30 protein-coding genes and 2 riboswitches are annotated in these 26,973 nt (G+C 40.2%); of the genes, 6 read left to right on the top strand and 24 right to left on the bottom strand.

Annotation, left to right across the window (positions count from 1 at the left end; translation table 11 throughout):
* Window positions 1-139: 139 nt before the first annotated feature.
* The 8 genes from NSQ71_RS05765 to NSQ71_RS05730 all read right to left on the bottom strand — a co-directional run bounded on the left by NSQ71_RS05765 (window position 140) and on the right by NSQ71_RS05730 (window position 10,288).
* A complete protein-coding gene (locus tag NSQ71_RS05765) occupies window positions 140-2,065 on the bottom strand; it encodes a TRAP transporter permease (RefSeq protein ID WP_340734407.1) in 1,926 nt (641 codons plus the stop codon).
* Between the two features lie 37 nt (window positions 2,066-2,102).
* On the bottom strand, window positions 2,103-2,621 hold the full coding sequence (locus NSQ71_RS05760) for a DUF1850 domain-containing protein (protein ID WP_340733279.1): 519 nt from the start codon (window positions 2,619-2,621) through the stop codon (window positions 2,103-2,105).
* A 74-nt stretch (window positions 2,622-2,695) separates the two neighbouring features.
* Window positions 2,696-3,703 (bottom strand): TAXI family TRAP transporter solute-binding subunit, encoded by a 1,008-nt coding sequence (locus NSQ71_RS05755; protein ID WP_340733277.1) that lies wholly within the window; start codon window positions 3,701-3,703, stop codon window positions 2,696-2,698.
* Between the two features lie 169 nt (window positions 3,704-3,872).
* Window positions 3,873-5,036, bottom strand: coding sequence for a cystathionine beta-lyase (gene metC, locus NSQ71_RS05750; protein WP_340733275.1), 1,164 nt, complete (start codon window positions 5,034-5,036; stop codon window positions 3,873-3,875).
* A complete protein-coding gene (locus NSQ71_RS05745; RefSeq protein ID WP_063387527.1) occupies window positions 5,029-6,144 on the bottom strand; it encodes a methionine biosynthesis PLP-dependent protein in 1,116 nt (371 codons plus the stop codon). Before NSQ71_RS05745 ends, metC begins: the two co-directional genes overlap by 8 nt.
* Window positions 6,145-6,260: 116 nt before the next feature.
* A riboswitch (SAM riboswitch) is annotated at window positions 6,261-6,398 on the bottom strand.
* 1,334 nt (window positions 6,399-7,732) lie between these two features.
* Window positions 7,733-8,743, bottom strand: coding sequence for an aliphatic sulfonate ABC transporter substrate-binding protein (locus NSQ71_RS05740; protein WP_063387525.1), 1,011 nt, complete (start codon window positions 8,741-8,743; stop codon window positions 7,733-7,735).
* A gap of 17 nt (window positions 8,744-8,760) precedes the next feature.
* Entirely contained in the window at window positions 8,761-9,519 is a 759-nt protein-coding gene (locus NSQ71_RS05735; RefSeq protein ID WP_094245366.1) for an ABC transporter permease, read from the bottom strand.
* Entirely contained in the window at window positions 9,503-10,288 is a 786-nt protein-coding gene (locus tag NSQ71_RS05730) for an ABC transporter ATP-binding protein (protein WP_063387523.1), read from the bottom strand. Before NSQ71_RS05730 ends, NSQ71_RS05735 begins: the two co-directional genes overlap by 17 nt.
* Window positions 10,289-10,463: 175 nt before the next feature.
* Here NSQ71_RS05730 and NSQ71_RS05725 point away from each other — a divergent pair, with 175 nt between their 5' ends.
* The 4 genes from NSQ71_RS05725 to NSQ71_RS05710 all read left to right on the top strand — a co-directional run bounded on the left by NSQ71_RS05725 (window position 10,464) and on the right by NSQ71_RS05710 (window position 13,106).
* Entirely contained in the window at window positions 10,464-11,195 is a 732-nt protein-coding gene (locus tag NSQ71_RS05725) for an alpha/beta hydrolase (RefSeq protein WP_063387522.1), read from the top strand.
* Between the two features lie 61 nt (window positions 11,196-11,256).
* The gene (locus tag NSQ71_RS05720; protein WP_063387521.1) at window positions 11,257-11,775 is read left to right on the top strand and encodes a YjcG family protein; all 519 of its coding nucleotides are present in this window, start codon (window positions 11,257-11,259) and stop codon (window positions 11,773-11,775) included.
* Window positions 11,775-12,209 carry a GNAT family N-acetyltransferase gene (locus NSQ71_RS05715; RefSeq protein ID WP_144596591.1) on the top strand — a complete coding sequence of 145 codons (435 nt, stop codon included), beginning with the start codon at window positions 11,775-11,777 and terminating at the stop codon, window positions 12,207-12,209. Before NSQ71_RS05720 ends, NSQ71_RS05715 begins: the two co-directional genes overlap by 1 nt.
* Window positions 12,210-12,431: 222 nt before the next feature.
* Window positions 12,432-13,106 (top strand): DUF421 domain-containing protein, encoded by a 675-nt coding sequence (locus NSQ71_RS05710; protein WP_311067052.1) that lies wholly within the window; start codon window positions 12,432-12,434, stop codon window positions 13,104-13,106.
* A 7-nt stretch (window positions 13,107-13,113) separates the two neighbouring features.
* On the opposite strand, the gene NSQ71_RS05705 is transcribed toward NSQ71_RS05710, so the two are convergent.
* The 6 genes from NSQ71_RS05705 to NSQ71_RS05680 all read right to left on the bottom strand — a co-directional run bounded on the left by NSQ71_RS05705 (window position 13,114) and on the right by NSQ71_RS05680 (window position 15,019).
* Window positions 13,114-13,314: a hypothetical protein gene (locus tag NSQ71_RS05705; RefSeq protein WP_327874061.1), complete on the bottom strand. Its 201-nt coding sequence runs from the start codon at window positions 13,312-13,314 to the stop codon at window positions 13,114-13,116.
* Between the two features lie 129 nt (window positions 13,315-13,443).
* Window positions 13,444-13,701 carry a stage VI sporulation protein F gene (locus NSQ71_RS05700; RefSeq protein WP_327874060.1) on the bottom strand — a complete coding sequence of 86 codons (258 nt, stop codon included), beginning with the start codon at window positions 13,699-13,701 and terminating at the stop codon, window positions 13,444-13,446.
* Between the two features lie 169 nt (window positions 13,702-13,870).
* Window positions 13,871-14,002 (bottom strand): YjcZ family sporulation protein, encoded by a 132-nt coding sequence (locus NSQ71_RS05695; protein ID WP_063387516.1) that lies wholly within the window; start codon window positions 14,000-14,002, stop codon window positions 13,871-13,873.
* A 136-nt stretch (window positions 14,003-14,138) separates the two neighbouring features.
* Entirely contained in the window at window positions 14,139-14,345 is a 207-nt protein-coding gene (locus NSQ71_RS05690; protein WP_339229405.1) for a hypothetical protein, read from the bottom strand.
* A complete protein-coding gene (locus tag NSQ71_RS05685; RefSeq protein ID WP_161939805.1) occupies window positions 14,326-14,478 on the bottom strand; it encodes a hypothetical protein in 153 nt (50 codons plus the stop codon). The genes NSQ71_RS05690 and NSQ71_RS05685 overlap by 20 nt, the downstream gene beginning before the upstream one ends.
* Before the next feature lie 73 nt (window positions 14,479-14,551).
* Window positions 14,552-15,019, bottom strand: a complete 468-nt coding sequence (locus NSQ71_RS05680; RefSeq protein WP_063387514.1) for a hypothetical protein — start codon at window positions 15,017-15,019, stop codon at window positions 14,552-14,554.
* 252 nt (window positions 15,020-15,271) lie between these two features.
* Between NSQ71_RS05680 and NSQ71_RS05675 the strand changes: the two genes are divergently transcribed.
* Window positions 15,272-15,991, top strand: coding sequence for a hypothetical protein (locus tag NSQ71_RS05675; RefSeq protein ID WP_063387513.1), 720 nt, complete (start codon window positions 15,272-15,274; stop codon window positions 15,989-15,991).
* A gap of 336 nt (window positions 15,992-16,327) precedes the next feature.
* Window positions 16,328-17,362, top strand: a complete 1,035-nt coding sequence (locus NSQ71_RS05670) for a hypothetical protein (protein ID WP_340733265.1) — start codon at window positions 16,328-16,330, stop codon at window positions 17,360-17,362.
* 921 nt (window positions 17,363-18,283) lie between these two features.
* On the opposite strand, the gene NSQ71_RS05665 is transcribed toward NSQ71_RS05670, so the two are convergent.
* The 10 genes from NSQ71_RS05665 to NSQ71_RS05620 form a co-directional block, all read right to left on the bottom strand.
* Window positions 18,284-18,625, bottom strand: coding sequence for a DUF1360 domain-containing protein (locus NSQ71_RS05665; RefSeq protein ID WP_339199969.1), 342 nt, complete (start codon window positions 18,623-18,625; stop codon window positions 18,284-18,286).
* A gap of 94 nt (window positions 18,626-18,719) precedes the next feature.
* Window positions 18,720-19,106: a CotO family spore coat protein gene (locus tag NSQ71_RS05660; protein WP_339194752.1), complete on the bottom strand. Its 387-nt coding sequence runs from the start codon at window positions 19,104-19,106 to the stop codon at window positions 18,720-18,722.
* Between the two features lie 279 nt (window positions 19,107-19,385).
* A complete protein-coding gene (gene fabI, locus NSQ71_RS05655; RefSeq protein ID WP_063387507.1) occupies window positions 19,386-20,162 on the bottom strand; it encodes an enoyl-ACP reductase FabI in 777 nt (258 codons plus the stop codon).
* Between the two features lie 98 nt (window positions 20,163-20,260).
* Complete coding sequence (thiD, locus tag NSQ71_RS05650; protein WP_340733261.1) at window positions 20,261-21,073, bottom strand: bifunctional hydroxymethylpyrimidine kinase/phosphomethylpyrimidine kinase; 813 nt, start codon at window positions 21,071-21,073, stop codon at window positions 20,261-20,263.
* 14 nt (window positions 21,074-21,087) lie between these two features.
* Window positions 21,088-22,101, bottom strand: a complete 1,014-nt coding sequence (locus NSQ71_RS05645; protein ID WP_311067326.1) for a ThiF family adenylyltransferase — start codon at window positions 22,099-22,101, stop codon at window positions 21,088-21,090.
* Window positions 22,098-22,865: a thiazole synthase gene (locus NSQ71_RS05640; protein ID WP_063387504.1), complete on the bottom strand. Its 768-nt coding sequence runs from the start codon at window positions 22,863-22,865 to the stop codon at window positions 22,098-22,100. The genes NSQ71_RS05645 and NSQ71_RS05640 overlap by 4 nt, the downstream gene beginning before the upstream one ends.
* A gap of 6 nt (window positions 22,866-22,871) precedes the next feature.
* Window positions 22,872-23,075: a sulfur carrier protein ThiS gene (gene thiS / locus NSQ71_RS05635; RefSeq protein WP_063387503.1), complete on the bottom strand. Its 204-nt coding sequence runs from the start codon at window positions 23,073-23,075 to the stop codon at window positions 22,872-22,874.
* A gap of 7 nt (window positions 23,076-23,082) precedes the next feature.
* Window positions 23,083-24,195: a glycine oxidase ThiO gene (thiO, locus tag NSQ71_RS05630; protein WP_144596599.1), complete on the bottom strand. Its 1,113-nt coding sequence runs from the start codon at window positions 24,193-24,195 to the stop codon at window positions 23,083-23,085.
* Window positions 24,182-24,796: a thiazole tautomerase TenI gene (tenI, locus tag NSQ71_RS05625; protein WP_340733260.1), complete on the bottom strand. Its 615-nt coding sequence runs from the start codon at window positions 24,794-24,796 to the stop codon at window positions 24,182-24,184. Before tenI ends, thiO begins: the two co-directional genes overlap by 14 nt.
* Window positions 24,797-24,935: 139 nt before the next feature.
* Window positions 24,936-25,044: riboswitch (TPP riboswitch) on the bottom strand.
* A gap of 54 nt (window positions 25,045-25,098) precedes the next feature.
* Window positions 25,099-26,952 (bottom strand): monovalent cation:proton antiporter family protein, encoded by a 1,854-nt coding sequence (locus NSQ71_RS05620; protein WP_340733259.1) that lies wholly within the window; start codon window positions 26,950-26,952, stop codon window positions 25,099-25,101.
* Window positions 26,953-26,973 lie beyond the last annotated feature (21 nt).

Below are 26,973 nucleotides of genomic sequence, written 5' to 3'. Positions count from 1 at the left end.
TTCTGTCTCTCCGACATTTTATCCTGATTTTGTTCGTTCCAATGTGAATTGCTCTCCGCGTTTATTCTGCGTCTCAATGATTCCGCCTGTAATCATGTTCTAATCAATGGATCGATTCTTCCATGACAACCTGTCTTCTTTAAATGCTCTCACCCTTCACTTTTTGATCAGCTTTGTATTTCCATATATATTGAAACGCATATAATGCGATGAAAATGATGAGACCTGAAATGTCTGAAAAACGTTCTGGATAAATCAGCAACAGCCCGGCCACGACTGCGGCAATTCGTTCAATCAAATGCATGTTTCTCATCCAATATCCGATCATCCCGGCTCCAATTGCGATCATTCCGCAAAACGCCGTAAAGACTACCCATAAAATTCCAAGCCATGTCGTATCAATCATTAACATTTGCGGAGACAAAACGAAAATATACGGAATGATAAAGGCGGCGATTGCCAATTTTGAAGAGTGAATTCCCGTTCGGATCGGTTCTCCTCCTGATACACCGGCTGCGGCAAAGGCTGCGAGGGCAACTGGCGGTGTAATGTCGGCAATAATCCCGAAGTAAAACACGAATAAATGTGCAGACAAATCAGGTACCCCCAACAAAATAATCGCTGGTGCAGCAATCGTTGAGGTAATAACATAGTTCGCTGTAGTCGGCGAACCCATTCCAAGAATCAACGAAGCTATCATCGTCAGCATTAATGTCGGAATGAGATTGCCCCCGGCGATATCAAGCAGCCCGTTGGCAAGCTTCAAACCAAGCCCGGTTTTCGTCACAACGCCGACAATAATTCCAGCAGCGGCTGTTGCTGCCGCAACCCCTAACGCTGTACGGGCGCCGTCGACGAGCGCTAATACAATATCCTTAAATGTCATCCGATTCTCACGATTTAAAAATCCAGCGACAATCGAAATACATATCGAATAAATGGCAGCATGTGTAACGGTCACTCCTGACATTAGCAAAATAATAATAACAACGATCGGGGCTAACAAATGCAGTTTTTTCAAAATTTCTTTCCGATTCGGCATTTCTTCTTTTGACAAGCCTCTTAAACCGATTCGCTTTGCTTCAAAATGAGTCATGATCCAAATCCCTGCAAAATATAGAATAGCCGGAATAGCTGCCGCTTTGGCAATGTCCCAATACGTAATGCCGTTCCCGATAAATTCAACCATTAAAAACGCAGCTGCTCCCATAACCGGCGGCATTAACTGACCGCCTGTAGATGAAGAAGCCTCCACCGCTCCTGCAAAATCTTTGTTATAACCAAGCTTTTTCATCATCGGGATGGTAAACGCGCCGGATGTGACGACATTGGCAACTGAGCTTCCGCTGATCGTTCCTTGAAGGGCACTGGAAAAAATAGCTACTTTTGCAGGACCGCCAATTCTGCGCCCTGCAACGGCAACGGCCAAATCATTAAAATATTGACCAATCCCAGTTCTAATTAAAAAGGAGCCGAAAAGGAGAAACAAAAAGATAAAGGTTGATGACACGCCTAGCGGAGTTCCTAAAATCCCTTCGGTTGTAAAGAACATAGTTTGAACAATTCGTTCAGAACTAAGACCGCTATGCTGGAGAAAGTTAGGCATGCTAGGACCAAAATAGGCATACGCCAAGAAAAGCAGCGCGATGATCGTAATCGGCAGCCCAACCGCCCTCCTTGTTGCCTCTAAAACTAGTAAAATAGCTAAAATTCCGATATAAAAATCCGTTTCTGTCAATATTCCGACGCGCATTACAATGTCATCAATGAACAGCGGCCAATATGCTCCAACGCCAATACTTAAAAGCGCAAGGATGATATCATACCAGGCCACTTGAAATTTATATTCTTTCCTCTTTTTTCGATTAGCCGGAAACAAAAGAAAAATCAAAGCAAGCGCAAAACCGAGATGGACAGAGCGCTGGATTTGCGCCGTAAAAACACCGAAAATTGATGTATACAACTGAAACAGCGAAAATGCCAATAATCCGGCAAATGCGATACCTCCCAACACGCCTTTTAGCTTCCTCGTTCCTGCTTCAGGATCATATTTTTCAAGCAGCATTTGCTGCTCTTCTTCTGACAGTACGTCAAATTTCTCTTTACTCACGAATATTCACTCCTTTCACCTGCTGCCAAATACTGATTTTTGCCGGTTTTATTCTTACCCATGAGCCGGGTCCAAAAAAATCCGCCAATTTGTAGCTGTTACCTTGATAAACGATTCGGTGATCGGCCTGTACTTGTCCAATTCTCAAATCAATATAGGAAAATTCTCGCTCCATGTTTTTTATAAAAAATTTTCCATCCTTTTCTAAAAATTTCCCCTCCCCTTCCACATTAGAAGGCATTCCAACAGCAAAATTTTCATACTCAAGTTCTGTCTGAATGATTTTGTTATTGCGTAATATATATGTCTCCTTCACATCCGTAAGATGGATGGAATGGGTGTACTGAATTTGAAACAAGTCATTATCACGGACAGGCAGATAACCTAATAAGTCATTCTGATCTTCATGATAAAAAGCGATGGCATTTACAATAGGAAGGAAAAATAAAAAAACGTTGATTGTCATAAAAAGGGGAAGACAGATGAACAAAGCTTTCATCCTAGCTCTCATGAAAATCCCCGCCTAAAATGGAGTTACATATAATGAAATCGATAGACCGTTTAAAACGGCCTATCTTTGATGCGTTATGGCTGGATTCCTTTTTCTGAAAAATACGTTTCAGCCCCTGGATGAAGCGGCAAATTGCCTATTCCATCAAGGGCTGCCTCCGCTTTGATTAATTTGCCTTTTGCGTGAGTAATTTTATTTGTATTTTCAAAAATCGCTTTTGTAATATTGTATACGGCATCTTCATCCAATTCGCCGCGGACGACCAGCATCGCTTTTACAGCGACTGTTTTTACGTCCTCAGGAATTTTATATGTCCCCTTTGGTACTGTATCTTCAGCATAGTAGGGATATTTTTCGATCAATTGTTTGATTTTGTCATCCGCAATCGGAATTACTCTAATTTCTCTTTGTGCTGAGAGCGATTCAACTGCAGCCGTCGGTGTCCCCGCAGTAATGAATGCAGCGTCTATGCTTCCGGATTGAATGCCGTCCGTTGATTCGTCAAAAGATAAGCTTTGCGCTTTAATATCATCAAAGCTTAATCCATGAATTTCTAAAATTTGCTGTGCGTTTGCATTCACTCCAGACCCAGGGGCACCAACGGAAACCGACTTGCCTTTCAAATCTTCAACAGAATGGATGCCGCTATCTTTTGTTGTAATAATTTGTACCGTCTCCGGATATAAAGTCCCAATTGCTTTAACATTGTCGACTTTATTGTCTTTGAACATCAATTCACCGTTTAATGCATAAGCAGCAATATCAGTTTGCGAGAACGCAATATCAGCTTCACCATTTTTTAGCGCTTGCATATTTTCTGCTGATGCTCCTGAAGATTGTGCATTTGCATTAAAGTCCGTTTCTTCCGAAATAATTTGCGCCATCGATCCGCCGAGCGGGTAATAAGTTCCTCCTGTGCCTCCGGTTAAAATGCTTAACGTCTTGCTTCCTGCCTTTTCCCCGCTTTGATTGGAGCCATCACTTTTGCTGCTTCCTCCTTCGCTGTTATTTCCACACGCAGAAATGATCATTATGAAAAGAAGAGCTGTTAAGAATATAAGTCCGCTTCGCCATTTGATCATTGATACTCCCCCTTTTTAAATTCGTTTGACTTTGGGTGCATTACTATCATATTAAAGAACAAATGAAAAAATGTGGGATAATATGTCAGCTAGATTATCAACATAAAAAAAAGACAGGAATTGTCGGTATTCGACATCTCCCTGTCTTCTATTTAAGGTAAGAAAAAATTTATTGATAGGCCAAAACAGTAGAAAGACCAGACTCCAAATCATTTTTTAAGTCTTCAAAATTTTCTAGCCCTACGCTTAATCGAAGAAGACCATCGGTTATCCCTCTTTTGATCCGTTCTTCTTTCGGCATCGCGGCATGGGACATTTTAGCTGGATACGACAAGATCGATTCAACTGCACCAAGGCTGACTGCAAAAACAGGCAGCTGAACATGATCAGCAAGAATCTTGACCGCTTTTTCATCTTCTAGTTCAAACGATAAAACCGCTCCACCGTTGACACTTTGCCGCAAATGAATATCTGACCCTGGGTGATCGTGAAGACCCGGATAGTACACTTTTTTAATGGCAGGGTGTTTTTTCAAAAATTCTGCTAATTGAGAAGCTGTTTTGACGGATTGATCCAGCCGCACATGAAGTGTTTTTAAGCCTCTTAATACAAGCCAGCAATCATGCGGGCCGAGAACAGCGCCGAAGGCATTTTGAAGTTTGTAAAGCTCTTCGCCAAGCTTTTCATCTTTCACAACTGCCAGTCCTGCCAAACAGTCGCTATGACCTGCCAAAAATTTTGTTGCACTATGTAAAACAATATCGGCCCCTAAATCGAGAGGCCTTTGCAAAGCCGGAGTCATAAATGTATTATCAACAAATGTTAAACAGCCATTTTCTTTTGCAAGCTGCACAATTGCTCGAATGTCCGTCACTTTTAACAGCGGATTCGAGGGCGTTTCAATGTAAATCACTTTTGTGTTCGGACGTATATTTGCTTTTACGGCATCAAGGTCCGTCATATCGACAAACGTATATTCAATGCCAAAGCGCGATAAAACATCGGCAACGATCCGGTATGTTCCGCCGTACACATCTTCTGTGACCAAAACATGATCACCGGAAGAAAGTAAAAGAAAAGCTGTTGATATAGCGGCCATCCCAGAAGCAAACGCAAAGCCTCTCACTCCGCCTTCCAGTTCGGCAATCGCCTCTTCCAACGCTTTTCGTGTTGGATTTCCTGAACGGCTGTAGTCAAATTCAGGAGATTCATCCAATGTTTGCTGATGAAATGTTGACGCTTGCTGAATCGCCACGCTGACAGCACCGGTTGTCGTGTCAACCTTATGTTTATTATGAATCAATTTTGTTTGAAAGCTCCATTGGTCATGCATTTAGTAAATCCCCTTTCGCAGCTGCTTGCAATGCCTGCTTGAGATCTTCCTTCAAATCCTCCACGCTTTCAATCCCTACAGAAAAACGGAGAAGCCGGTTACATACACCGTTTTGAATTCGGATTTCTTCCGGAATGTCCGCATGTGTTTGGGTAGCTGGATACGTTATAAAGCTTTCTACCCCTCCAAGGCTTTCCGCAAAACAGATTAATTTCAGATTCTGCAAAAACGGGTTGACCCATTCTTCTTTTTTCACGCGGAAGGAAAGCATTCCGCCTCTGCCAGGATATAATACATCATCAATTTCAGGAAGCTCTTTTAAATATGCCGCCAGCTCCCTTGCATTTTCCTGATGTTTGGCCATTCTCAATGATAAAGTTTTCATTCCTCTAAGCAGCAGCCACGAATCAAAAGGAGATAATACCGCACCAATTGCATTTTGATGCATGGCTAATTTTTCGCAAATTTCTTTCCCTTTTGCACAGACCAGGCCGGCAAGGACATCGTTGTGACCGCCTAAATATTTCGTTGCGCTGTGAATCACGATATGCGCTCCTTCTTCAATCGGACGCTGCAAAACAGGTGTGTAGAACGTATTGTCAACGATCAGCAGCAAATTGTGCTTCCGGACCAATTCCGCCAACGAGGAAATCGATGTTTCCTGCATAAGCGGATTAGTGGGGGTTTCTAGAAAAATCGCTTTAGTATTTTCGTTTATTAATGATTCCGTATATTCGCGAGACGTAAAATCGTCATAGTGGAAGGAAAGACCGTATTTGCGCCACTCTTCTTCAAACAAGCGGTATGTCCCGCCATATAAATCTTTTGAAACGATCAGTTCATCTCCACTTTTAAATAAAGCCATAATCGTCTGAATCGCTGCCATTCCGGAAGAAAATGCAAATCCTTGATCGGCTCCCTCCAATTTGGCTATGGCGTCCTCGACAAGCTCTCTCGTTGGATTTTTTGTCCGAGTGTAATCATAACCTGTTGATTCACCTATTCCTTTATGCCGATAGGCTGTGGACAAATAAATGGGGGCGCTTACTGTTCCTGTAAGAGCTTCACTTCGATTTCCTAATTGGGCCAAAACTGTTTCAATATTCATCTTTGACTTTCCTCCTTTTTTAGTTAGTAAAAATGTGCTGCTTTCATTGCCTGTAGAGGAGGCTTTAAAAATAAAACGCCCTCTTCATAAGAAGAAGGCGTTTATTGTTTGGCTCCTTCTTATCTTCCAAGCATATCTTACGGCAAAATGCTTGCTGGATTTAGCACCTTGGTACAAAGGTTATCATGCCGCCGTCCTTGTACCGGTTGCTGAGACTTCTTCGGGCCAGTTCCCTCCGCCTCTCTCGATAAGAATTCCGATATGAACTTTTGATAGGTATAACTTTACCTCAGTTTTAAAAAAAATTCAAGACGTTTCCTGCCAACAATTCCGATAACTTTGATTTATTTTCAGTAAAACTAAAGAAAAATAAGAACATTCTTTAAATAATCCGTCGATTCTTGAAATGTTTTTTGCGAAAGCCAAAAGGGAAATTTTTTTGTATGGATCACCTTTGATCCTCCATCATTTCAATGAAGTGGTTTTATTTTCCCCTGAGGCTTCCCAAATTTTAATAGATTTTAAAATGCAAATATCCAATTCGGAAGCTGTCGTATTTGGAGAAAAATTGTGAACGAGGTGATCTTCTTTAGAGGAATTGGAAAATTTTAAGAGTATTTAATAAACAGTGAATGAAACGATTGAATTAGCAAACTAATCATTTGATAAATTTTTCGCCAACTTCTGTCAAACGAACCCGTACTCCATAAAGCAGCTGAACAGAAAACGAAGATGCGATATTTGTTTTGCAGGTGAAGCTGGGAAGCAAAAAAGATGAACATAAACGTGCCTTTGGAAAATTTGCTGAACATTCTTTACTGATGCGCCTTCTCTTTTTTATCAATATTATGGAAAGGAAAGACTGTTTATGATGCTGTATATAATCGACAGCATACGAACCAATAATTTTCATGACGAGCAAATGATGGGGCAAATCAAAATTATGTGAGAAAACGCTTTCTAAAAACTGGAACATCATCAAAACAATGTGTACGGAATTTATTATGATTATGAAAGCGACTACAGAGGAGATTATTTATTAAGCATTGCAATTGAAGAAAATAATGGGGAAGCTTTTAATTGAAATCCCGAGGAACATGAAAATAAAGTTTTTCAAGTAGATAAAACGGACGAACAAGGCATTTTTAAAACTTGGAGTAAGATTTGGAAGCAAGAAGAAACTGGTTTAAGTAGAGCGTGCTTACACATATGATTTTGAAAAATACGGCCCAAATGGAGAAATTGAAATTCATATAGGCGCTGTCTAATAAGTCGATTTTCCGGCTTATAGACGCCCCTTTAATGTTTTAGAAATGTTGATATATCAATGTTTATAATCTTTCGTTTTCAATGGATTTTGACTTTCTGGACAGCTCCAAACAATGTGAAAAAACGGGAGCTTATTCGAGCGATTTGAATAAAAAGCTCTCACAACAACAGAATCCCAATATACAGGCATAGTCATAAACAACTTTTGGGATAAGCCCTGTTTTAACAACTGCTTCATCTTGAATTTACATCAACAAAATAACCCCCCTATCCAGAAGCCGCATAATATCAAAAAGCTTCTGTATAGGGGGTTTATTACTTAATTCAAAAAGCTTGTATCTACAAGACCTTTAAGATCCGGTTTTTCTTTTAAAAATTTCAAGTCATAAGAAGAGTTAGAAAAGTCTTGAAGAACTTTTTCATCCACTTCGGTTGTATAGCGGACACGTTCCCAAGCGCTGTCGATAATTTCTGGGTCAAGCTCTTGATTTGTTATTTCTTTAATCGATTGAATGGCAATATCGCGTGCTTCCTCTTTGTTTTTATTGATGAAGTCGACTGCTTTTTTGTGGGCTTTGACAATATTTTGAACTAAATCTTTATTTTCTTTAATAAATTTGTTGCTCGTCACTAAAACAGTGTTCGGAAGCGTTGTGCCATAGGCGATATCTTTCGTATCGACAATCACTTTCGCCCCGTCTTTTATTAATAATGAAGCCCAAGGCTCAGGCACAGCGGCTAAATCCACTTTTCCCGATTCAAAGAAAGCTTGATATTGTGCCGGGTTTCCAGTTGTATGCTTTAATGTGCCGCCGATTCTTGATGAAGCAATGTCGTAATCTTGCAAGTACGTTTCAAATTGGACATCGTGAGTGCAGCCGACACCAGGAGTAATGAATGTTTTATTATGAATATCATCTAAGCTTTCGATTCCGCTTTTTTTGCTTGCTACGACGACAGTACCCCCAGATGACGCACCGGCAATAATTTTCACGTCTGCACCATTAGAATAGTTATTCATGACAGGAGCTGGACCGACAAGCCCGGCGTCAATTTCGCCGGTTTTCAACGCTGTCATAAAAGCACCGCCATCCGGAAAAGTTTTATATTCAATCTCTACCTGATCCCCTAGCGCTTCTTCATAGTAGCCCTTTTCCTTCGCAATCATTGCCGGAACATGGTCAATATTTGGGAAATAGCCGATGACTACTTTATTTTTTCCGCTTTTCTCTTTTCCTGATGCCTCATTCCCTCCGCCGGCTCCGCAGGCAGATAAAATCCCAATTAACAACAAGGTGATAAATGATAGCAGCAAACCTTTTCTCTTCATAATCTCAACTTCCTCCTTTATTGTTCAAGCAATCCCCATTTTTTCATCACTTTCTTTTCAATTCTGCTGAAAAAAACTAAATCTACTAAAATTCCAATTAAGGCAATGATAAATATAATGCCCATCACTAACGCCATATCGCCAAAATCTGATGCGAATTTTAACGTATAGCCTAAACCCGGGCCGGTGCTTAACAGTTCGCTACCCATCAGTCCTCTCCACCCAAACGCCCAAGCAAGCCTTGCACCAGTTACTGCATGCGGGATGGCTGCTGGAAAAATCACGTGTGTAAACAGAGAAAATCCGCTGTAATCCATTGTCCTTGCCGCATTTGTATATATTGGAGGAACGCTTTTAATCCCTGTCCGCATATTCAATGTCATCACAAGCGTTCCACCGAGCACGACAATAAAAATGATCGCTTTTTCATTTAAACCGAACCAGATGATGGCTAGAGGCAGCCAAACGATGCTCGGCACGCTTTGCAACGGCAAAATTAAAGAGCCAATGGTATCATCAATTACTTTCGATTTTGCAAAAACGACGCCTAACACTGTTCCAAGAATAAGAGCAATCACAAGCCCGATTGCCAGCCGCTGAAAACTTGCCAGCAAATCATAAACAAGAGTTAGATCAGCAAAACCGTTCCACAATGCCTGAAAAATATCGCTCGGAGCCGGAAAGACGACAGCCTTAATATTTAACAGCTTGACGATTGCTTCCCATATACCCAGTGCGGCTGCATAAAAAATGATTCGTTTAACGACCTGCTGCATAACTTTCTTCCTCTTTCACTACTTTATCAATTTCTGACTTCAACAGCTTTTGAATGCGCTCTTCATATTCAGCAAGCTGCTTTCTAAATTCATCACGTGGTCTCGGAAAAGACACTTCTATTTCATCAATAATTCTCCCAGGCCTTGTACCCATGACGATAATACGGTCCGATAATTTTAACGACTCTTGGATGCTGTGCGTAACAAAAAGAATTGTTTTTTTCGTATCGATCCAAATTTTTTCCAACACTTCGTGCAGGCGTGATCTCGTTTGCTCATCCAACGCTCCGAACGGCTCATCCATTAAGAGCACCTCAGGATCCATCGCCAAAGCTCTTGCGATCGATACGCGCTGCTGCATGCCGCCGGAAAGCTCGTGCGGAGAATGCTTGGCATATTGGCTTAATTGAACCATGGCCAAATATTCGTACGCCTTTTTTTTCGCTTCTTCCTTCGGCATTTTTTTCTTCAGCGGAAACATGACATTTTCCTCAACTGTCAGCCATGGAAAAAGGGCTGCCTGTTGGAACACTACTCCCCGGTCGCTTCCAGGTCCCTTTACTTCCTTCCCGTTTACCAGCACTTTTCCCGATGTGGGGGCTGTTAACCCGGCAACAATCGATAATAACGTCGACTTGCCGCAGCCGGAAGGGCCAAGAATGGAAACAAATTCTCCTTTCTGCACAGTCAAATCAATTTGGTCAAGAACCGTTTGGGAGACGCCATGATGTTGAAATGTTTTTGAAATATGCGCAATTTGGACAGACAAAGTAATTCCCCCAGTATATGATCATTCTTACCTATCTTATCGGATTAGTCGTTATCATTATATAAGCATTTTTTATTTTGTCAACCTTTTTATTTGTTGGAGACTTTTCAAAAGAGTGATAAAATAATGAGAAGTCCAGCCTAACTGGTAATTAGTCAATTTTGGAGGAATTGGTATGGCCCAAAAAGTCGCACCTATAAAAGAAGAAACGTTTTTTAGCGAAGAGCTGGGGGAAGAAGTTTCTTTGCTCATGTATTTGCCGACTTCCTTTTCTCCATTATCTCATCATCATCTTCTCATTGCTCAAGATGGCGGAGACTATTTTAAACTGGGAAGGATCGCGCGTTTTGTTGAGGAGTTAACGGAGGAGCAAACGATTGAAGATTTGATTGTCGTTGGCATTCCTTATAAAGACATTCAAGATCGAAGAAGAAAATATCATCCCGATGGAAGCCAGTTCAACAGTTATATCCGTTTTTTAGCTCATGAATTAATTCCATTTTTAGAAGAACGTTTTCCGCTTTTGCCAATAGGAAGAGGCCGCGCGCTTATCGGCGATTCTCTAGCTGCAACCGTTTCGCTTATGGCAGCGCTTCATTATCCGCATACATTTGGAAAAGTGATCATGCAATCACCATATGTGGATGGAAAGGTGTTAGAAGCGATCGATGCTTTTTCACAGCCCTCTTTACTATCTATTTATCATCAAATCGGGAAACAGGAAACGGCTGTAAAAACGACTGATGGGAAAATAAAAGATTTTTATACAATCAATCAAAAACTTCATGAACAAATGGTACATAAAGGATTCGAATGTATTTATGAAGAATTTGACGGCGATCACCGCTGGACATATTGGCAGCCGCTGCTAAAAGACATATTAAAAAAAATGTTTGCTATATCATGAAAATTGATTCTTTAAGTTGTTATAATAAAGAATACGAGTAAATATCAAGGAGGCAAAAAAAATGAAGTACGGAATTGTGTTATTTCCTTCAAAAAAGCTGCAAGACATCGCCAACTCATATAGGAAACGTTACGATCCGAATTATGCGCTTGTCCCTCCTCATTTAACATTGAAGGCACCGTTTGAAGCTGACGAAAAAGAAATTGGCGACACTGTGAAAGAACTTAGGAAAATTGCGAAACAGGTTAAGCCTTTTAAACTCTCCGTCTACAAATTCAGTTCATTTGCTCCTGTCAATAACGTTATTTATTTAAAAGTTGAACCAAATCCAGAATTAACAAAATTGCATGAGCTTCTTCATCAAGGAAAATTTAAAGAGGAGCCGGAGTACGCTTTCGTCCCTCACATTACAATCGGACAAAATTTATCGGATGATGAACATTCTGACGTTCTCGGCCGCTTAAAAATGTTAAAAATTCAACACGTGGAAACGATTGACCGATTCCACATTTTATATCAATTAGAAAACGGCTCATGGACTGTTTATGAAACATTCCTGCTTGGGGAAGGACGAGACTGATGAAGGCAGTCAAAGCTATTAATGAAAAACAACGAAATGATGCTTTATATGTAAGAAAAAAAGTATTCGTAGAAGAGCAGAACGTTCCGATAGAAATAGAGACCGACGAATATGAAGCCTTTGCCGAGCATGTCGTGCTTTATGACGATCATCAGCCTGTTGGAGCTGGCAGATTTCGTGTCATTGGCAACACCGGAAAGCTCGAGAGGATCTGTGTTCTGCCACAATACCGCGGAAAAGGAGCGGGAAATATCATTTTGGAAACACTTGAAAAACTCGCGGCCGAAAAAGGATTAAAGAAAATAAAATTGAACGCCCAAGTACAAGTAGAAAATTTTTATAAAAAGCATGGATATCAAACCGTTTCCGATATTTTTATGGATGCGGGCATTCCCCATGTCACGATGGAAAAAACGTTACATCCACATTCATAAATAAAGACAACCAAACGAGGCCGCGGATTGCGGTCTTTCATTTGGAATGGTCAGAAAGCGTGTTAAAGAGGTTAAAAATCTCCCTGTATTACATTCAGATCAATTCGAATGTTTCTCCATTTTCTCCACCGCACGACTTCCCATAGTTTTTTAAAAGAATGTACATGAATTTCGGCAGTTGGGACAACCTAACCATTACCGATCTTAGCAAAGGTGATGGAAATGGAATTTGTAGCAATTGCCACTGAACTGGTCTTCGGTTTCTTTGCCCTTTTTCTATTGACAAAAATACTAGGTAAAACACAAATTACGCAAATCACGACGTTCGATTTTATCTCTGCGCTCGTTTTAGGTGAGCTAGTTGGCAATGCTGTATTTGATGTAAAAATGGGCGTTGAAAAAATATTATTTACGGTCGTGATATGGGGAATGCTAATCTATTTATTGGAATTCATCACACAAAAATGGAGAAGAACCCGCGGAATACTGGAAGGAGCTCCGTCAATGGTCATCCACAAAGGAAAAATTATTCGTGATCAGCTGAAAAAAAACAAGCTTGATATGAACCAGCTTCAACATTTACTAAGAGCAAAAGGAGCTTTTTCGATCCGCGAAGTGGAATACGCAGTTCTTGAAACGGACGGCACGATCAGCGTATTGAAAAAATCGGAATTTGATAAGCCGACCCGAAACGATTTAAATATTTTATCTTCGCCAGCTACCATCCCCTACACGATTATTGTTGACGGCGAAGTGGTTAGTGAAAATTTAAAAGAAGCAGGTTTTGATGAAAAATGGCTTCAGCAGCAGCTTCTCGCTTACAGTGTGGAAGACGCGAAAGATGTTTTTTACGCGGAATGGGATCAAAACAACGGATTATTTGTCCAAAAATATTAGCTTGTTTCTAAACATATTCATGAAATCTTTTTTTGCTATATTTGCGCTTATTTGCGAATAAATCTTGCTTTCGCTGGAAATGCAAATATTTTTCATCCATCATAACATTGTTTCGCTGTTTGACTTTCGCATAATCTTCCTTTGGCTGAACAGCTCTGTTGACATATTCATAAAAGGCAGGAGTCTGAACGGAAAAAATATACCCCATGTTTCTCTCTCCTTTCTTGATTTGCAAAAAATTATTTTCTAAATCGATCTGTCATTCATTTTTACCCGTTTTTCTAAAAATTGAAACATCATGTAAAAAAACATCAGCGGGAGCACACCCGCTGACGCGCTATTTTTTCTTATTGTCCAACATATTGGCGATGGTGTTAAAATCCATATTTTCTTTTCCGTTTACAATCGCATTGACAATTTTATTTTCTAATTCTTTTGGAACCGGCCGATTTGCCAATTGCGCAACCCGCTTGATCACTTTTCTGACAGTTGCTTCATCATTGAAATTGGAATTTTGCAAAGAATTGGCCAGTTCGAGTACATCCTTCATATTGACGCCGGTTTTTTTCTCAATATTTTTAAAAATATGATCCATTCTGAAATTCGTCCCCTCCTAAATTGTCGAAATGTCCTGTATAACAGGCCTTAATATTTTATGAAAATGAAATGAAAACGTGATGAAGAAAAAGTACAGTCCGCCTTGTAAAAGGCGGACATCCATCCGTGACCAGCACTCACCATTAGTATTGTAAAAGACTTACAGATTAGTATTTAAAACAGGAACAACCAACAATAATCAACAAGATGAATAAAACGACGATTAGCACAAAGCTGTTATTATGAAAACCGCCGCTATAAGGATAGCTGTATCCACCATATCCGCAACCAAAGCTCATTTTTCTGCACCTCCTCCTTTATTCATCACTATACTGTATGAAGCAATTCCTCATTTGGAGTGGACACACAAGATGGGCAAGTGCGGATTTTTTAGGTGGGGTTTCAACCTGTTTTGATTCCCTTTTCATTTTCCTATCAAATTTGTTTTTCAATCCTTTCGATCTCTTTTTCAAATTTTGCCGCCGTTTTTTCAAGGTCTAAAAGCTCCCTGTCTTTTTTCATCATCCAGCTTGAACATTTTTGCTGCACTTTGTCATGTTCTTTGTACATACCTTCGATCCATTTGACGAATTCCTTTTCGAGCTTGTTCATATTTCCCTTTTTAAAACCCTTTTTTCCCACAGCCGCAGCCACCGGAAGTCGTTGAATTGTAAATTTTTATTCCGAATGGATGTATTTTCTTTTTCATCATCTTCTTTTTGATCGCATTTTCTTTCGTCGATGAACTGGAAAAAACTTTTATGTTTTCTTTCAATAGGTTTCTCCCCTTTCCCTCAAAATAAGAACCTTATTCATCGTATGAAGAATAAGGTTGATCTGTGTTCTTTCTAATCGTTTTTGACCACATCGTCCATCATCCAAAAATGAAATTCCTTTTGGTTGTTCTGTTCGTTTTTTTCCTTCACAAAATATTCCTTCCGTTCCTGAGGTTCAACTGTTCCTTGAATGGCTTGCGTTTCCTTTAAAATTCGGAAAAACCAATCTTCCTGTTTTTGTTCGTCCTCCTTTTTTTCATTTTCATCCAGATGATGATTTTTTTCAGCTAATTTTCTTTTTAACACTTCGATTTTTTCTAAAAGCTTTTTTCGTTCCTCCCACTTTAAATTTCGATCATTGCTCTGGCGGTGCTTTTCGATCGTTTCTTTTAGCTTTTCGTTTTCTTTGATTGCTTTTTCAAGCTCCCGCTCTTTTTCCTGCAATAATATTTCCAATTCTATCGATTCTTTTGCCTTTTCTTTATAAAACGCAAGCTCCGCTCTCATCCGTTGCAAAAATTCTTTATTGATTTGCGCCATCTATCTCACCTCTCACTGTAAATGTATGAGCTCAAATAAAAAATGTTGACAGAAGCCTACTAAAAAGATACAAATGGCTTTTTAAATGAATTTTTAAAACGGGGCAAAACCATTCTTTTAATGGAAAGAGAATTTTTTAAAAAATTAAATTTTCCGCTCCTGTCACTGCACATTTAACCAGTTTGCTCATAATATACAGTAGTCCGACACCTAAGAAGGTTTTGGAAATCAGAATGATTAGGAGGTAACAGCATGAGCCATTTGGGACATGATACAGAGAGATTATGTATTCGCGTTCCGAAAGTTTATGACTGGGTGAACCGTCAAATTGATCTTCCTCAGTTAAGCTTTAGAAAATTATCATCCATCGGTTTTAATTTCGATGGAATAGCAGGGACATCGGAAGATCCGTTTTCACTGTTTGAAGATGGGCTTTTAAATGTCAATTGCTACTTATCAGACAGCTTGGGAAATCCTGTTGATCCAAATTCACCAAATTCTATAACGGTGACAGAAATCGTTCAGCCGCAAGGTCGTCAATCAGTAGTCGTTCATTTACCAAAAGGAGGAAAAATTACCCTTCAAAAAGTAAAAGTTCTCATCAGAGGGTATATTGTCGTTGCGATCTCCGATTTGCAAGGTACTGTCACTAGTGTGTCAGATGCTATTCCATTTGCAACGGTTCAAACTTTCTTCCTATGCGCGCCGCCCGGCACAACATTAAACAGCCACGTTTCCTATTTTGAAACTGACGCTAACTTGATTTGGGATAATAAATCATTCAGCCAATTAGACATTTCTATCACGATCTGTCTAGATGTGCAAATGGAAGCCCAAGTGAAGCTTGAGGTAGAAGGAAAATTTTGCAGACCTCGTCGGGAACTTCCTTCATCTCTTACATGCGCAAACCCGCAAATTCCGCCGCAATGTCCGGAAATTTTTCCAAACGACGATTACGCCTTGGAGGAATAAATTAATTGCAAAAGGGGACGCTCTCCCCTTTTTATTTTTCCTCTCATTTTTCCGGGAAAGTGTTAAATGAAGGAAACATACATATGTATAGTAAAACTGCTCTTTCAAAGCTGGCGGTAGCGGCGCTTTGTGAGTTTCCATCCTTTTATAGCAAATTGGGCTGTTTTGAAACGCTTATCAGCCAAATTCCGTACATCACGCTTATTAATGATCTGAGGTTTTATCATTTATACTATTTTCCTGTTAAATCGTTAAATAAAAATTCTTCTGTTTGGAGGAAATGGCAACAAACTGTTTTCCACTTATATTTTTTTATTTGTCCGAGGAGGAGATTCAATGAACAAAATAAACCGGAACAAACAGGATTATTTACAGCTTCAGCAGCAGCTTATCCACTATAAATCCGAAATTTCGAAATACAAAAATGAATTGGCAAGCATGCAAAATAAGCTGCTGCAGGAACAGGAAAAAACGGAATATTACAAAGCAGTCATCCGAACCAGCGAGCAATATCGCATCGCAAAAGAACAATTTGAACATGAAATCCTTTCCGTTCAATCCCAATTAAAAGAAGCTGAGAAACATGTTGAAAAGATCAGCAATCAGCTTTCCATTGTTGAAGAGGAGCGAAACGACCTATTAAAACTGCTGAAAGCAGCTGTCACTGGTTTATTAAAGGAAAAGCAAGCCGCTGACAAAAAGATTCAAGACCTTTTGTTTGAAATAAAGGAAAAAGAACGATTGATCACCGAATCGAAAAAAGAGCAGCTTCGGATCGATTTATTAACTGCTGAACGAAATGAACTTTTAGATGTCTCTCAATTTTTATTCCAATCACTTTACGAAAAAAATGTCCAACGACAAGAGAATGAATCTGTCCAAAATGAAAAAAACGCCTCCATAAACGATCCGATTCGCGCTCAATTTTCGTATTCGATTGTTCTTCCTCGTGAAAGCGATGATCCGGTAACGATTCTTGGCAATGCCTTGATGGAAAACATCACAGAACAACCTTTGCATTATCCTGTATTATGCATTCACATTCATCCCCATCAGCACGTTCAATTCAGCGGAAAAATCATTACAACCAAAAATCAAAACGAAAATGATTTCAACTATAATACTCATTCTTCCTTGGAATGGGAGTATTTGCACCCGGAATGGCGAAAGCAAATTCAAGAAAAAGGGGAATACTGGCTGAAACCTAGTGAAAAATTATCGATCGAACCAAATGAAAAAATCTCTTTTGAAGGCTTTCACATTACTTTCCCATTCGATGTCTTCGATGAAGCGCTGGTGATTGAAGGGTTTGTATATTGCCAGGAGAAGAAAGAAGGCATTCCGTTTGAAAACAAAATTATTATCAATTAACAGACGGTCAAGTTTATGAAAGTTCTTTATATTCCTTCCGGTTATAAAAGAACTTTCATTTTTTGACCGTTTCTTTTTTCACGACTTTAACAATCTGTCCTTTACACACAATCATTCGAAATTGGCTGCTTACCTTTCAGCTATAGGCGGCAAAATTCGTTACAGGGTGCTAGTCAGAATAAGAACTTTGCCGCCAGAAAAACTTTTTGACGCCGAAACTTCTCGTAAAGAAATGCAGCCGCCATGTCAATCTCATAAATCAATGAAATTGAGATGAACGGATCGAATTCGTAAAAAATTCAGGTTTTCTTACACTTTTCCGTTTTTTTGAATCGTCTATTGCTAAAGCTTCGACTTAGGGGACATGCTCCACAGTGATGTTTGAAATCAGCAAGAAATTATTAAAGCTTCCGGCTGTAAATGTTTATTTATTGCGTTCATAAATGGGGTCAAATTGCTCCTTTTCGTTCCTGACAAAACGGCAACTTTCATCCCCTTTCCCTTTCTTAACACCCAATTCCGAGAGTGAGCCGATTCCGCTTGAGGGGCATTTTAAGCTGTAAAGGTTCATAGGTTCTATATCGTCCTGTCGTTTCTGGCCAAAATGAACCCCTTTTATTTCCTTACACCCAATTCCGAGAGTGAGCGATTCCGCTTGAAGATCATTTTAAGCTGTAAAGGTTCATAGGTTCTATATCGTCCTGTTCGTTTCTGACCAAAATGAACCCCTTTTATTTCCTTTTATTTCCTTAACACTCAATTCCCAGAGTGAGCAGATTCCGCTTGAGGGGCATTTTAAGCTGTAAATCGTTCATGGGTTCAATATTCGTTCCTGACGAAATGAACGCTTTTCATGTCTTTAACAAACCATTCCCTTAGTTTATTCAATTCATGCTTGAGGGACATTGTAAATGGCGGCAATCAATCAAGTAAATGTTCAATAATTCCTGCCAAGCCTGAGATCGCTAATATGACCGTAATTGGATGGAAAATGGCGTATAAATATTCATTTCCAAAAAATAAAATGGCGGCACACCATATTCCTGTGCACCAATAACAGCTTAAAAGCTCACCGATCCACAATCGAAGTCCTTTTCCTTTCGGTCTGAAAAAAGAAACGGTTTCTCCTGTCTCCCCTTTTTCCTCCACAATTGTTAAAAAAGGAGCCCGCAAAAATGAAGCGATTTTATCAAACACTATAATTCTCGTTAATCGAAAAGATGCCAATGCAGTGAGAACAAATGAAAACCAATACCACTCCATGGAATCAATTCTCCTTTCCTTCACCAACATATGTTTTGAATATTTAAAGCGTTCAAATAAAATTAAAAAACCCGGCATAACCGAGTTCTCCATTTTAATTCCCTAACACTTTTATGTCTAAAATACTTTTCGATTTTATTTTCAAAGGTTCATTTTGATCAAATGTACGGATTTGAACGACATCGTTTTCCTTTGACAAAATAATTCCTTTGTATGTTTTCTCTACTGTTTTAATTTCACATACGTTTTTATACACATGCTCCGGAAGACTTGAAAAGAAATCAATCTTTTCATGAATCGTCATATTTGCCAATTCTCTTCTTCTTTTATAAATTTCTTCCTTCGTCCATGAGCTCTTTACCGCTTGCTTAGAATTATTTGCAATTTTTTTTAATAACGTCGACTGCATGGTCACTTCAGGTTTTTTTATATTCGGCTGGACAATATACATCAAAGGTTCTAATTTTTCTTTTTTAATCAAGTTTGATCGCCACCCTCTAATATGATTTCTCTCATTATTTTATGACACGATAGAATGAAATCATGACGGAAATCTAACTTTTTCTTATGACAAAAGAGCATTTGAAAATCGCTGCACATTGACACAAAAAGTCGTAACAGAACATCAACAATAAATCCAAGCTTCACGGCTTGAAATAGTGGCACCTTGAAGCTGACAGCAAAATTTCATTTTATCCTGCCATAAAAAAAGATTAATCTTGTGCGAGTAACGCACACAGATTAATCTTTTTCAGCTAACTTAATAACCTAAAATATGAAAACCTGAATCAACATGAATCGTTTCCCCTGTAATGCCGCGGGAAAGATCGCTGAACAGGAACAACGCCGTGTCTCCAACTTCTTCTTGTGTTGTGGTTCGGCGCAGCGGAGCACGTTCTTCTATTTCCTTCAGAATTGAATTAAAATCACTGATACCTTTTGCCGAAAGCGTACGAATCGGACCAGCGGAAATGGCATTGACGCGAATATTTTCTTTACCTAGATCGTTCGCCAAATATTTCACGCTAGCATCCAATGACGCTTTCGCAACTCCCATTACGTTGTAGTTTTGAACGACCCGTTCACCGCCTAAATAAGTTAATGTAACAATGCTTCCGCCTTCTGTCATCAAAGGACGGGCTGTTTTCGCAACCGCCGTTAAAGAATAAGAACTGATGTTGTGGGCCAACAGGAAGCCGTCTCTTGTTGTGTTCAAATATTCACCGCTCAGCTCTTCCTTATTCGCAAAGGCGATACAATGAGCGATACCGTGAATCACACCAACCTCGCTTTTAATTTTTTCAAAACACTGCTCGATTTCTTCATCCTTTGTTACATCACAAGGCAGCACGAGATAATCTTCCCGTCCTAACGAATCTACAAGCTCTCGAACCGATTTCTCCATTCTTTCGCCAACATATGTAAAGATCAATCTTGCTCCTGCTTCATGCAAAGAGCGGGCAATTCCCCAAGCAATGCTTCGCTTGTTAGCAACACCCATGACCACAATGTTTCGGCCTTCCAAATTCAATTTCATGGAAAATCCTCCTAAACATTATTACAAGTTATTAATACCTGATCATAATTATAAAGGACAAAAGAGAAAAAAGCCAGAACATATATGTCCGGCTTATGTTATTTCGAAGCAGCTAAATTTCTTTTATATGCCCAATGATTGGTAGGACCGTGGCCGCCTCCAATGCCTAGTGCATTTTCTACAGCAAGATGGATGAACTCTTTTGCGGTTTTTACGGCTTCGATAACGTCTTTACCTTTGGCGAGCTCAGCTGTCAGCGCAGCAGAAAAAGTGCAGCCTGTTCCGTGCGTATGCTTTGTGTTGACATAGTTGCCTTTAAATTCATAAAAATCATGCCCGTCAAACAACAAATCAATGATTTCGCTGCCCGACGGCTGATGTCCTCCCTTTATGATCACATGCTTTGCTCCCATTTGGCAAATTTTTTTCGCAGCTTCTTTCCGATCATCAAACGATTTTATCTCGATGCCCGTGATCGCTTCCGCTTCCGGGATGTTCGGCGTCACAATAAACGAAAGCGGAATTAAGTCGTTGATGAGCGCGTTGATGGCAGACTCTTCAAGTAATGGATGTCCGCCTTTTGCAATCATTACTGGATCAACGACAATTTTTTTCCACCCATACGTTCGAATTTTATTTGAGACGATTTGGATGATTTCTTGATTAAAAAGCATTCCTGTTTTGACCGCATCTGGCGATAAATCTTCAGCAATTGCATCAAGCTGACTGATCACCCCTTCAATCGGAACAGGGTAGACGCCATGAACACCTAATGTGTTTTGAGACGTAACGGCCGTGATCACGCTCATTCCGTATACATCCAACTCCTGAAAAGTTTTCAAATCTGCCTGAATTCCCGCGCCTCCCCCTGAATCGGACCCGGCAATCGTCAACGCTTTTCCAATGGTCATAAACACACCTCCATTTAAGCTCCGAAGTAACGTTGATAAATAGCTTTTGCTTTCTCTTCTTCCTTAGTGCCGTGAATTAATGCTCTTCCGTCTTGAAAAAGCACAACGCGGAAATCATCCGCCTGAAAGGAAATTAAATAAGCATTTCCTTTTAAGTCTTTCACGATCGGGCGCAAACGATTGGTAATTTCTGATAGCGAAATCTTCTGTTTTTGCTGCGGACGTATTTGTACGGTATTCCTTCCGCACAAAACCGCTGTTTTTAATCCATTTTCAACCGACAAATATGGATATGTCGGGTGATGTCCGCACGATGGGCAGTCGGCCTTTTTTAATTTTGTCATGTCCACTGCAGAATGCTCCCTTGTCCAAACATCAAATGAAACTAACTGCTTGGACACCTCTCCGCTGACTAAATATTTCAGTGCCTCTGCTGTTTGATAAGAGGCGACGATTTGCACCGCCGGGCTGATCACGCCAACTGTATCGCACGTCATTCCGTCAGACGGAATCGCTTGGAGCATACAATGGAGGCATGGTGTTTGTTTCGGAACGATGGAAACGGTCATTCCATAACTTCTCACTACTGCCCCATAGATCCAAGGTATTTCGTGCTTCATTGCTAAATCATTGATGAAAAATCTCGTTTCAAAATTGTCAGTTCCATCGATGATAAGGTCTACATCCTTTACATGTTCAATAAAATCAATTGAGAAATCGCCCACAATCGCTTCAATCGAAATGTTCGAATTGATTTCCTGCAAATGTTTTTTGGCAGCAACCGCTTTTGGCAGCTTTTGTTTCGCATCCTCTTCTGTATACAGCTGTTGACGCCCGAGATTGCTCCAATCGACATAATCACGGTCAATGATGGTTATTTTACCGATTCCAGCACGGGCTAACATTTCAGCGCTTGCGCAGCCGAGTGCTCCAGCTCCAACAATGAGCACATGGCTTTTCAGCAATTTTTTTTGTCCCTCTTCTCCAATAGGAGAAAACAAGATTTGGCGAGAATATCGTTCCATTATGTCGTTAACATTCCTTCCGTTGGACTGCTTGCTTGTGCATACCGTTTTTTCGGAATGCGTCCTGCTTCATATCCAAGTCTGCCTGCTTCAATCGCCAGCTTCATTGCCTTCGCCATTTTCACAGGATCTTTTGCACCAGAAACAGCTGTATTTAATAAGATTCCATCTGCTCCCATCTCCATGGCGAGTGCGCAATCTGCCGGCGAACCGATTCCGGCATCAACAATGACTGGAATATTAGCTTGCTCAATAATAAATGATAAATTGAGAGGATTGACAATTCCTTGGCCTGATCCGATCGGAGATGCTCCCGGCATGATGGCATGAACCCCTAATTCTTCAAGCTTCTTCGCCAGAACAACATCGTCTGAAGTGTATGGAAGAACAATAAACCCTTCTTCCAATAACATCTCTGATGCCTTCAATGTTTCAATCGGATCAGGGAGAAGCGTTTTATCATCTCCAATTACTTCCACCTTAATCATATCACATAATCCTGATGCCTTCGCAAGCTTGGCGATTCTGACTGCTTCCTCAGCAGTTTTTGCCCCGGCCGTGTTCGGCAGAAGCGTATATTTCGATAAATCCAACATCTCCAAAAAATTTGGCTGTGAAGGCTCGTAAATATTCATTCTTCTGACGGCAAATGTCAAAATTTCAGCACCTGAGGCTTCCACCGCTTCTTTTTGTATCTCAAAAGATGGATATTTTCCAGTTCCTAACATTAATCTCGACTGAAATGTTTTATCACCTATTTTTAACATGAATCATCATCCCCCTCCAACAAAATGGACAATTTCAATTTGATCACCATCATTTAATGTCTGGATACTGTATTGTTCTTTTGAAACAATTTCACCATTTCGTTCAACGACAACAATTCTTTCCTGCAATTGAAAAAAGTTCAGCAAATCTTCTATGTTCCGAACACTATTCTCCACTTCCATCTGCTGGCCGTTAATGCGAAGTTTCACTGTTTAATCACCTCCCTTTCGCATCAGAAAGCAATCTGTTTAAAGAAAAGCTATGAACATAACGCTCATATTGATTCGTTTTCAAAATCATGTCTTTTACGATCAAGCTTGTAATCGGCGCTAGAAGAATGCCGTTTCGATAATGGCCGGTCGCAAAAAAGATTCCCTCATGCTCCGGGTGCTCGGCAAAATACGGCCAGCCGTCAGCTGTTTGCGGCCTGAGCGACGACCAAGCACTAACGACCGGTTCAGACCCGATTTCTGGCATAATTTTCTGAACCTTTATCATTAATTCGGATACTCCTTTGACTGTCGGATGCGTATCCCAGTCGTTTTCATAAGAAGTTGCTCCAATAATAACGGTGCCGTCTTTTTTCGGTACGATATAACAGTGCTCGTAAAACACTGTTTTGTTGATCACCAGTTTTTTCGGTTTTATGGCTAAGCATTCTCCTTTAACGGGCTTCATTGGATTTCTCAGCCCCAGCTTTTCAAAGAAAAAGCCACTCCAAACTCCGCTTGAAACGACGACTTTTCCACATATAAAAACTCCTTGGGAAGTGACAAGCTTGTATGCTTTTCCCTCTTTAATCACGTCGAAAACAGGACATTGTTCAAAAATAGATGCACCATATTTTCTAGCGCCTTTCGCATATGCGTGGCAAACAGATGAACCTTTCACTTGGCCGTCATGCTTAAGCCAAAGAGCTCCCGCAATGTCTTCAGAAACATGTGGCTCATTTGCCAGTACGTTTTCCCTTGAATGCCATTCTAGTTCATCCTCATCTGCAAGCGATTGCAGGGAGCGGCCTTCTTCCTCAGTAAATGCAAGCCGATACATGCCTTCCTGCACAAGCTCAATATCCACACCAGATTGCTCCAATAATTCTTTTGCAAGGCTCGGATATAAATTTCGGCTCTCTAAGCATAGCTCAAAAAATATGTCTCTTTTTTCATTTTCAGAATGGGCACCCAGCATTCCTGCTGCAGCGGATGTCGCTTTACCTCCGATTTCGCCGCTTTCAAACACGGCGGTCTTCAGCCCAGCTTTTGATAGCTCATAGGCGATCCCTTGGCCGATGACCCCTCCCCCGATGATTCCAACATCAAAAACGTTCATTTGAAAAAGCTTCCCCTTTCCTGAAAAGTTTGGCAGCGCTCCCTGGATCTTTCGAAGAAAAGATATAGGACATAACGGCAATACCGCTTGCTTTTTTTTCTAAAACCTTTTGCATATTATCAGGCGTGATCCCACCGATGGCGATAATAGGAATATTGACGTGTCCAACGATTTTCCCAAGCAAATCTGTTCCCTTTGCCGGAAGTCCTTTTTTACTGTTCGTTTCAAAAACGTTTCCGAAAAAACAATAGTCTGCTCCGTCTTTTTCTGCTTTTACCGCTTCATCTAATGAATGGACGCTGACACCGGCTTTTATTTGTGGAAAAGCGCTTTTCACTTTTTTTATCGGCAGGCCGGTTCCCGGAAGATGAACATTTTGAACGCCTGTTAGGAGCGCAACATCGAGCCGATCGTTGATAACAAGCTGTTCTCTCCTTATCCCTTTTGCCAAAAGCTGTTCTACGAGATGAATGATCTCACATGGTCTTTTATTTTTTTCTCGTATATGAACGTAATCAACATGTTCTGATATGGACAAAATTATGCGTATTAGCTCGTTGACCGGTTTTGTTCCGTCTGTTACGGCATGAAGTTCCAACATTGTACATTCCTTTCATGAGAAAGACGCTCACACTCGTCTTTCAAGGTTCAAAACTGGAAAGCAGCTGTCCAAGGGTGAGACTGGAAACAATAAAAAACCACCTTCCTTGCTGGAAAGTGGTAATGGAATATCAGACATATGTTTCAAATTCCCACTTCCCTACGCTGGCATCATCCAGATCAGGTTCAAAGGGTCTTAAAGTCAACACTTTAATCTCAGCCTTTTCAAAGGCTCCCCTAGTGGATGCTTATTAAATTTTCATACTAATTTCATGCTATCACAATTTGTTTTGTTTGCAAATATTATTTGCTAAATTCCAGCTCATCTTTTAACTCATTTACATATTTGCGGGAACCCGTTACAATCAAGCGGTCCCCTTTTTTCAATTCGGTATCGCCGTGAGGCACAATGGAATCTTCACCTCGAAAAATCCGGACAAAGATACAATCTCCTGTAAACGGAAAGTATCGAAGCTTCATTCCATCATATTTTCGGTTATTCATATTAATTTGATAAAGAGAGTTGTCTTGGTTTGTTAAGATCCGCATAACGCCAGGCGATTCGATCAAAGCCCTGAGCAGCGTTTTTGTTGACAGCATGACGGAAAATACGCTGATCCCCTTTTCTTTTAATGCTTGATCCAACTCCGGGGAAGAAATGGAGGCGATGACCTGTTCTACGCCGCATTCTTTTGCATATGTCGCAATTTCCGCATTTCTTTCTTCATCCCCAGTAGCCACTATTACTATATCAGCTTCCATTATGTGGTGTTCATTCAATGATTCTATCGAATAGTCTTTCAATTCTTCTATTTTAAATACCGATTGAGCAGTCCCGTTTTCAATTTTGTCTTGCTGTGTATGATATACGGTTGCTTCATACAAATTTTTGTCCAATTCCCTTGTGACTGGAAGGGTCATTTGATTTGCACCAATAAAAGCAATTTTCTTTTTAGGCTGCACCGCCATTTTTTTAGGGAATAATTTTTTAAATCCTATCGGCGTGATAATGCTTGTTAACACGGCAACTACTATTAGTGCGTCAGCCATTTGCTTATCAATCAGTTCGATTCGCTGTCCAATTTCAGCTGCCGCAATAACTAATGATAAAGTAGCAGTCAACAAGAACGCCGCCGCAATCGTTGTATTCGTATCATACCATTTTCTCAGCACAAAAACGGGAATAAACTTTGAGATCAAGAGGGCGAGAAATAACAAAGGAATTAACAAAAGAAGGTTCGGATCTTTGATCAATTCCCATAAATCCAATTCCACCCCTATCATGACAAAAAAGATCGGGATTAAAAAACCGTAGCCAAACGAATCTAGCTTTTGCACCAAGTCTGAATTAGGCGATAAAAGCGAGACTAAAACTCCCGCAAGGAAGGCGCCTAAAATATTTTCTGCCCCAAGCGTTTCCGATAAACCTACAAGTGCGAGAATTAACGTAAAAACCGCCCTTGTTCCAATTTGAACCGTTCCTTTTGACATCGATTTAATAAAGGATCGACTTTTAAACCTTTTGCCAATGAAGTAAAGCAGTACGCCTGCTGCAAACAAAAGAAGCAGAAGCCACGTATTGCTTTCTCCTTCGCTGTTTAAGGAGACAAAAACCGCCAGCAAAATCATGGTGACAAGGTCGGCTATGACAGCCACCAGCAAAATAATTTGGCCGATGGTTGTTTTCATAATTTGCTCGTCTTTCAGCGTCGGCACTACTACTCCTAAAGAAATCGTTGAAATCACTAACGTCATGAAAAAGGCATTGCGGATAAATCCCATCCACATTAACAAATACGATAAAAGTAATGAAACAACGAAAATGCCAAGAAAAACAATTGACGCAACCAAAAAAGTATGAGGAGCTTTTTTTCCGTTGGGCAGCTTTTCTTCTTTTTTCTTCTCTTTGGAGAAAATGGTGAAATCAATCTCAAGCCCGCTTAAAAACATGAGAAATATAAATCCCAGCGTTGAGAGAGTTGACAGCCATACATCTTCTTGCACTAAATTAAATCCCGTTTTCCCGATGATTAATCCGACAATAATTTCCGCAACGACGACAGGAATGAATGCCAGTTTGAACCGATGCAGCAAAATCGGGGTTAAAAAAGCGCCTACCAACACGATGACAAGAGAGGTTACTGCATGTGATTCCATATTACGCCTCCTTTAGCTAAT

The sequence above is a fragment of the Aeribacillus sp. FSL M8-0235 genome, from assembly GCF_038000355.1.
In the GTDB taxonomy this organism is placed as follows: Bacteria; Bacillota; Bacilli; order Bacillales; family Aeribacillaceae; genus Aeribacillus; species Aeribacillus composti.
Note: the sequence above shows the minus strand (reverse complement) of the source record. Positions and strands in the feature narration are given on the sequence as shown.

Coding starts and splice junctions, on each gene's coding strand:
- NSQ71_RS05765 (WP_340734407.1), bottom strand. CDS start 2,065: ATGCTGCTTGAAAAATATGATCCTGAAGCAGGAACGAGGAAGCTAAAA.
- NSQ71_RS05760 (WP_340733279.1), bottom strand. CDS start 2,621: ATGAGAGCTAGGATGAAAGCTTTGTTCATCTGTCTTCCCCTTTTTATG.
- NSQ71_RS05755 (WP_340733277.1), bottom strand. CDS start 3,703: ATGATCAAATGGCGAAGCGGACTTATATTCTTAACAGCTCTTCTTTTC.
- metC (WP_340733275.1), bottom strand. CDS start 5,036: ATGCATGACCAATGGAGCTTTCAAACAAAATTGATTCATAATAAACAT.
- NSQ71_RS05745 (WP_063387527.1), bottom strand. CDS start 6,144: ATGAATATTGAAACAGTTTTGGCCCAATTAGGAAATCGAAGTGAAGCT.
- NSQ71_RS05740 (WP_063387525.1), bottom strand. CDS start 8,743: ATGAAGAGAAAAGGTTTGCTGCTATCATTTATCACCTTGTTGTTAATT.
- NSQ71_RS05735 (WP_094245366.1), bottom strand. CDS start 9,519: ATGCAGCAGGTCGTTAAACGAATCATTTTTTATGCAGCCGCACTGGGT.
- NSQ71_RS05725 (WP_063387522.1), top strand. CDS start 10,464: ATGGCCCAAAAAGTCGCACCTATAAAAGAAGAAACGTTTTTTAGCGAA.
- NSQ71_RS05720 (WP_063387521.1), top strand. CDS start 11,257: ATGAAGTACGGAATTGTGTTATTTCCTTCAAAAAAGCTGCAAGACATC.
- NSQ71_RS05715 (WP_144596591.1), top strand. CDS start 11,775: ATGAAGGCAGTCAAAGCTATTAATGAAAAACAACGAAATGATGCTTTA.
- NSQ71_RS05710 (WP_311067052.1), top strand. CDS start 12,432: ATGGAATTTGTAGCAATTGCCACTGAACTGGTCTTCGGTTTCTTTGCC.
- NSQ71_RS05705 (WP_327874061.1), bottom strand. CDS start 13,314: ATGGGGTATATTTTTTCCGTTCAGACTCCTGCCTTTTATGAATATGTC.
- NSQ71_RS05700 (WP_327874060.1), bottom strand. CDS start 13,701: ATGGATCATATTTTTAAAAATATTGAGAAAAAAACCGGCGTCAATATG.
- NSQ71_RS05695 (WP_063387516.1), bottom strand. CDS start 14,002: ATGAGCTTTGGTTGCGGATATGGTGGATACAGCTATCCTTATAGCGGC.
- NSQ71_RS05680 (WP_063387514.1), bottom strand. CDS start 15,019: ATGGCGCAAATCAATAAAGAATTTTTGCAACGGATGAGAGCGGAGCTT.
- NSQ71_RS05675 (WP_063387513.1), top strand. CDS start 15,272: ATGAGCCATTTGGGACATGATACAGAGAGATTATGTATTCGCGTTCCG.
- NSQ71_RS05670 (WP_340733265.1), top strand. CDS start 16,328: ATGAACAAAATAAACCGGAACAAACAGGATTATTTACAGCTTCAGCAG.
- NSQ71_RS05665 (WP_339199969.1), bottom strand. CDS start 18,625: ATGGAGTGGTATTGGTTTTCATTTGTTCTCACTGCATTGGCATCTTTT.
- fabI (WP_063387507.1), bottom strand. CDS start 20,162: ATGAAATTGAATTTGGAAGGCCGAAACATTGTGGTCATGGGTGTTGCT.
- thiD (WP_340733261.1), bottom strand. CDS start 21,073: ATGACCATTGGAAAAGCGTTGACGATTGCCGGGTCCGATTCAGGGGGA.
- NSQ71_RS05640 (WP_063387504.1), bottom strand. CDS start 22,865: ATGTTAAAAATAGGTGATAAAACATTTCAGTCGAGATTAATGTTAGGA.
- thiO (WP_144596599.1), bottom strand. CDS start 24,195: ATGAACGTTTTTGATGTTGGAATCATCGGGGGAGGGGTCATCGGCCAA.
- tenI (WP_340733260.1), bottom strand. CDS start 24,796: ATGTTGGAACTTCATGCCGTAACAGACGGAACAAAACCGGTCAACGAG.
- NSQ71_RS05620 (WP_340733259.1), bottom strand. CDS start 26,952: ATGGAATCACATGCAGTAACCTCTCTTGTCATCGTGTTGGTAGGCGCT.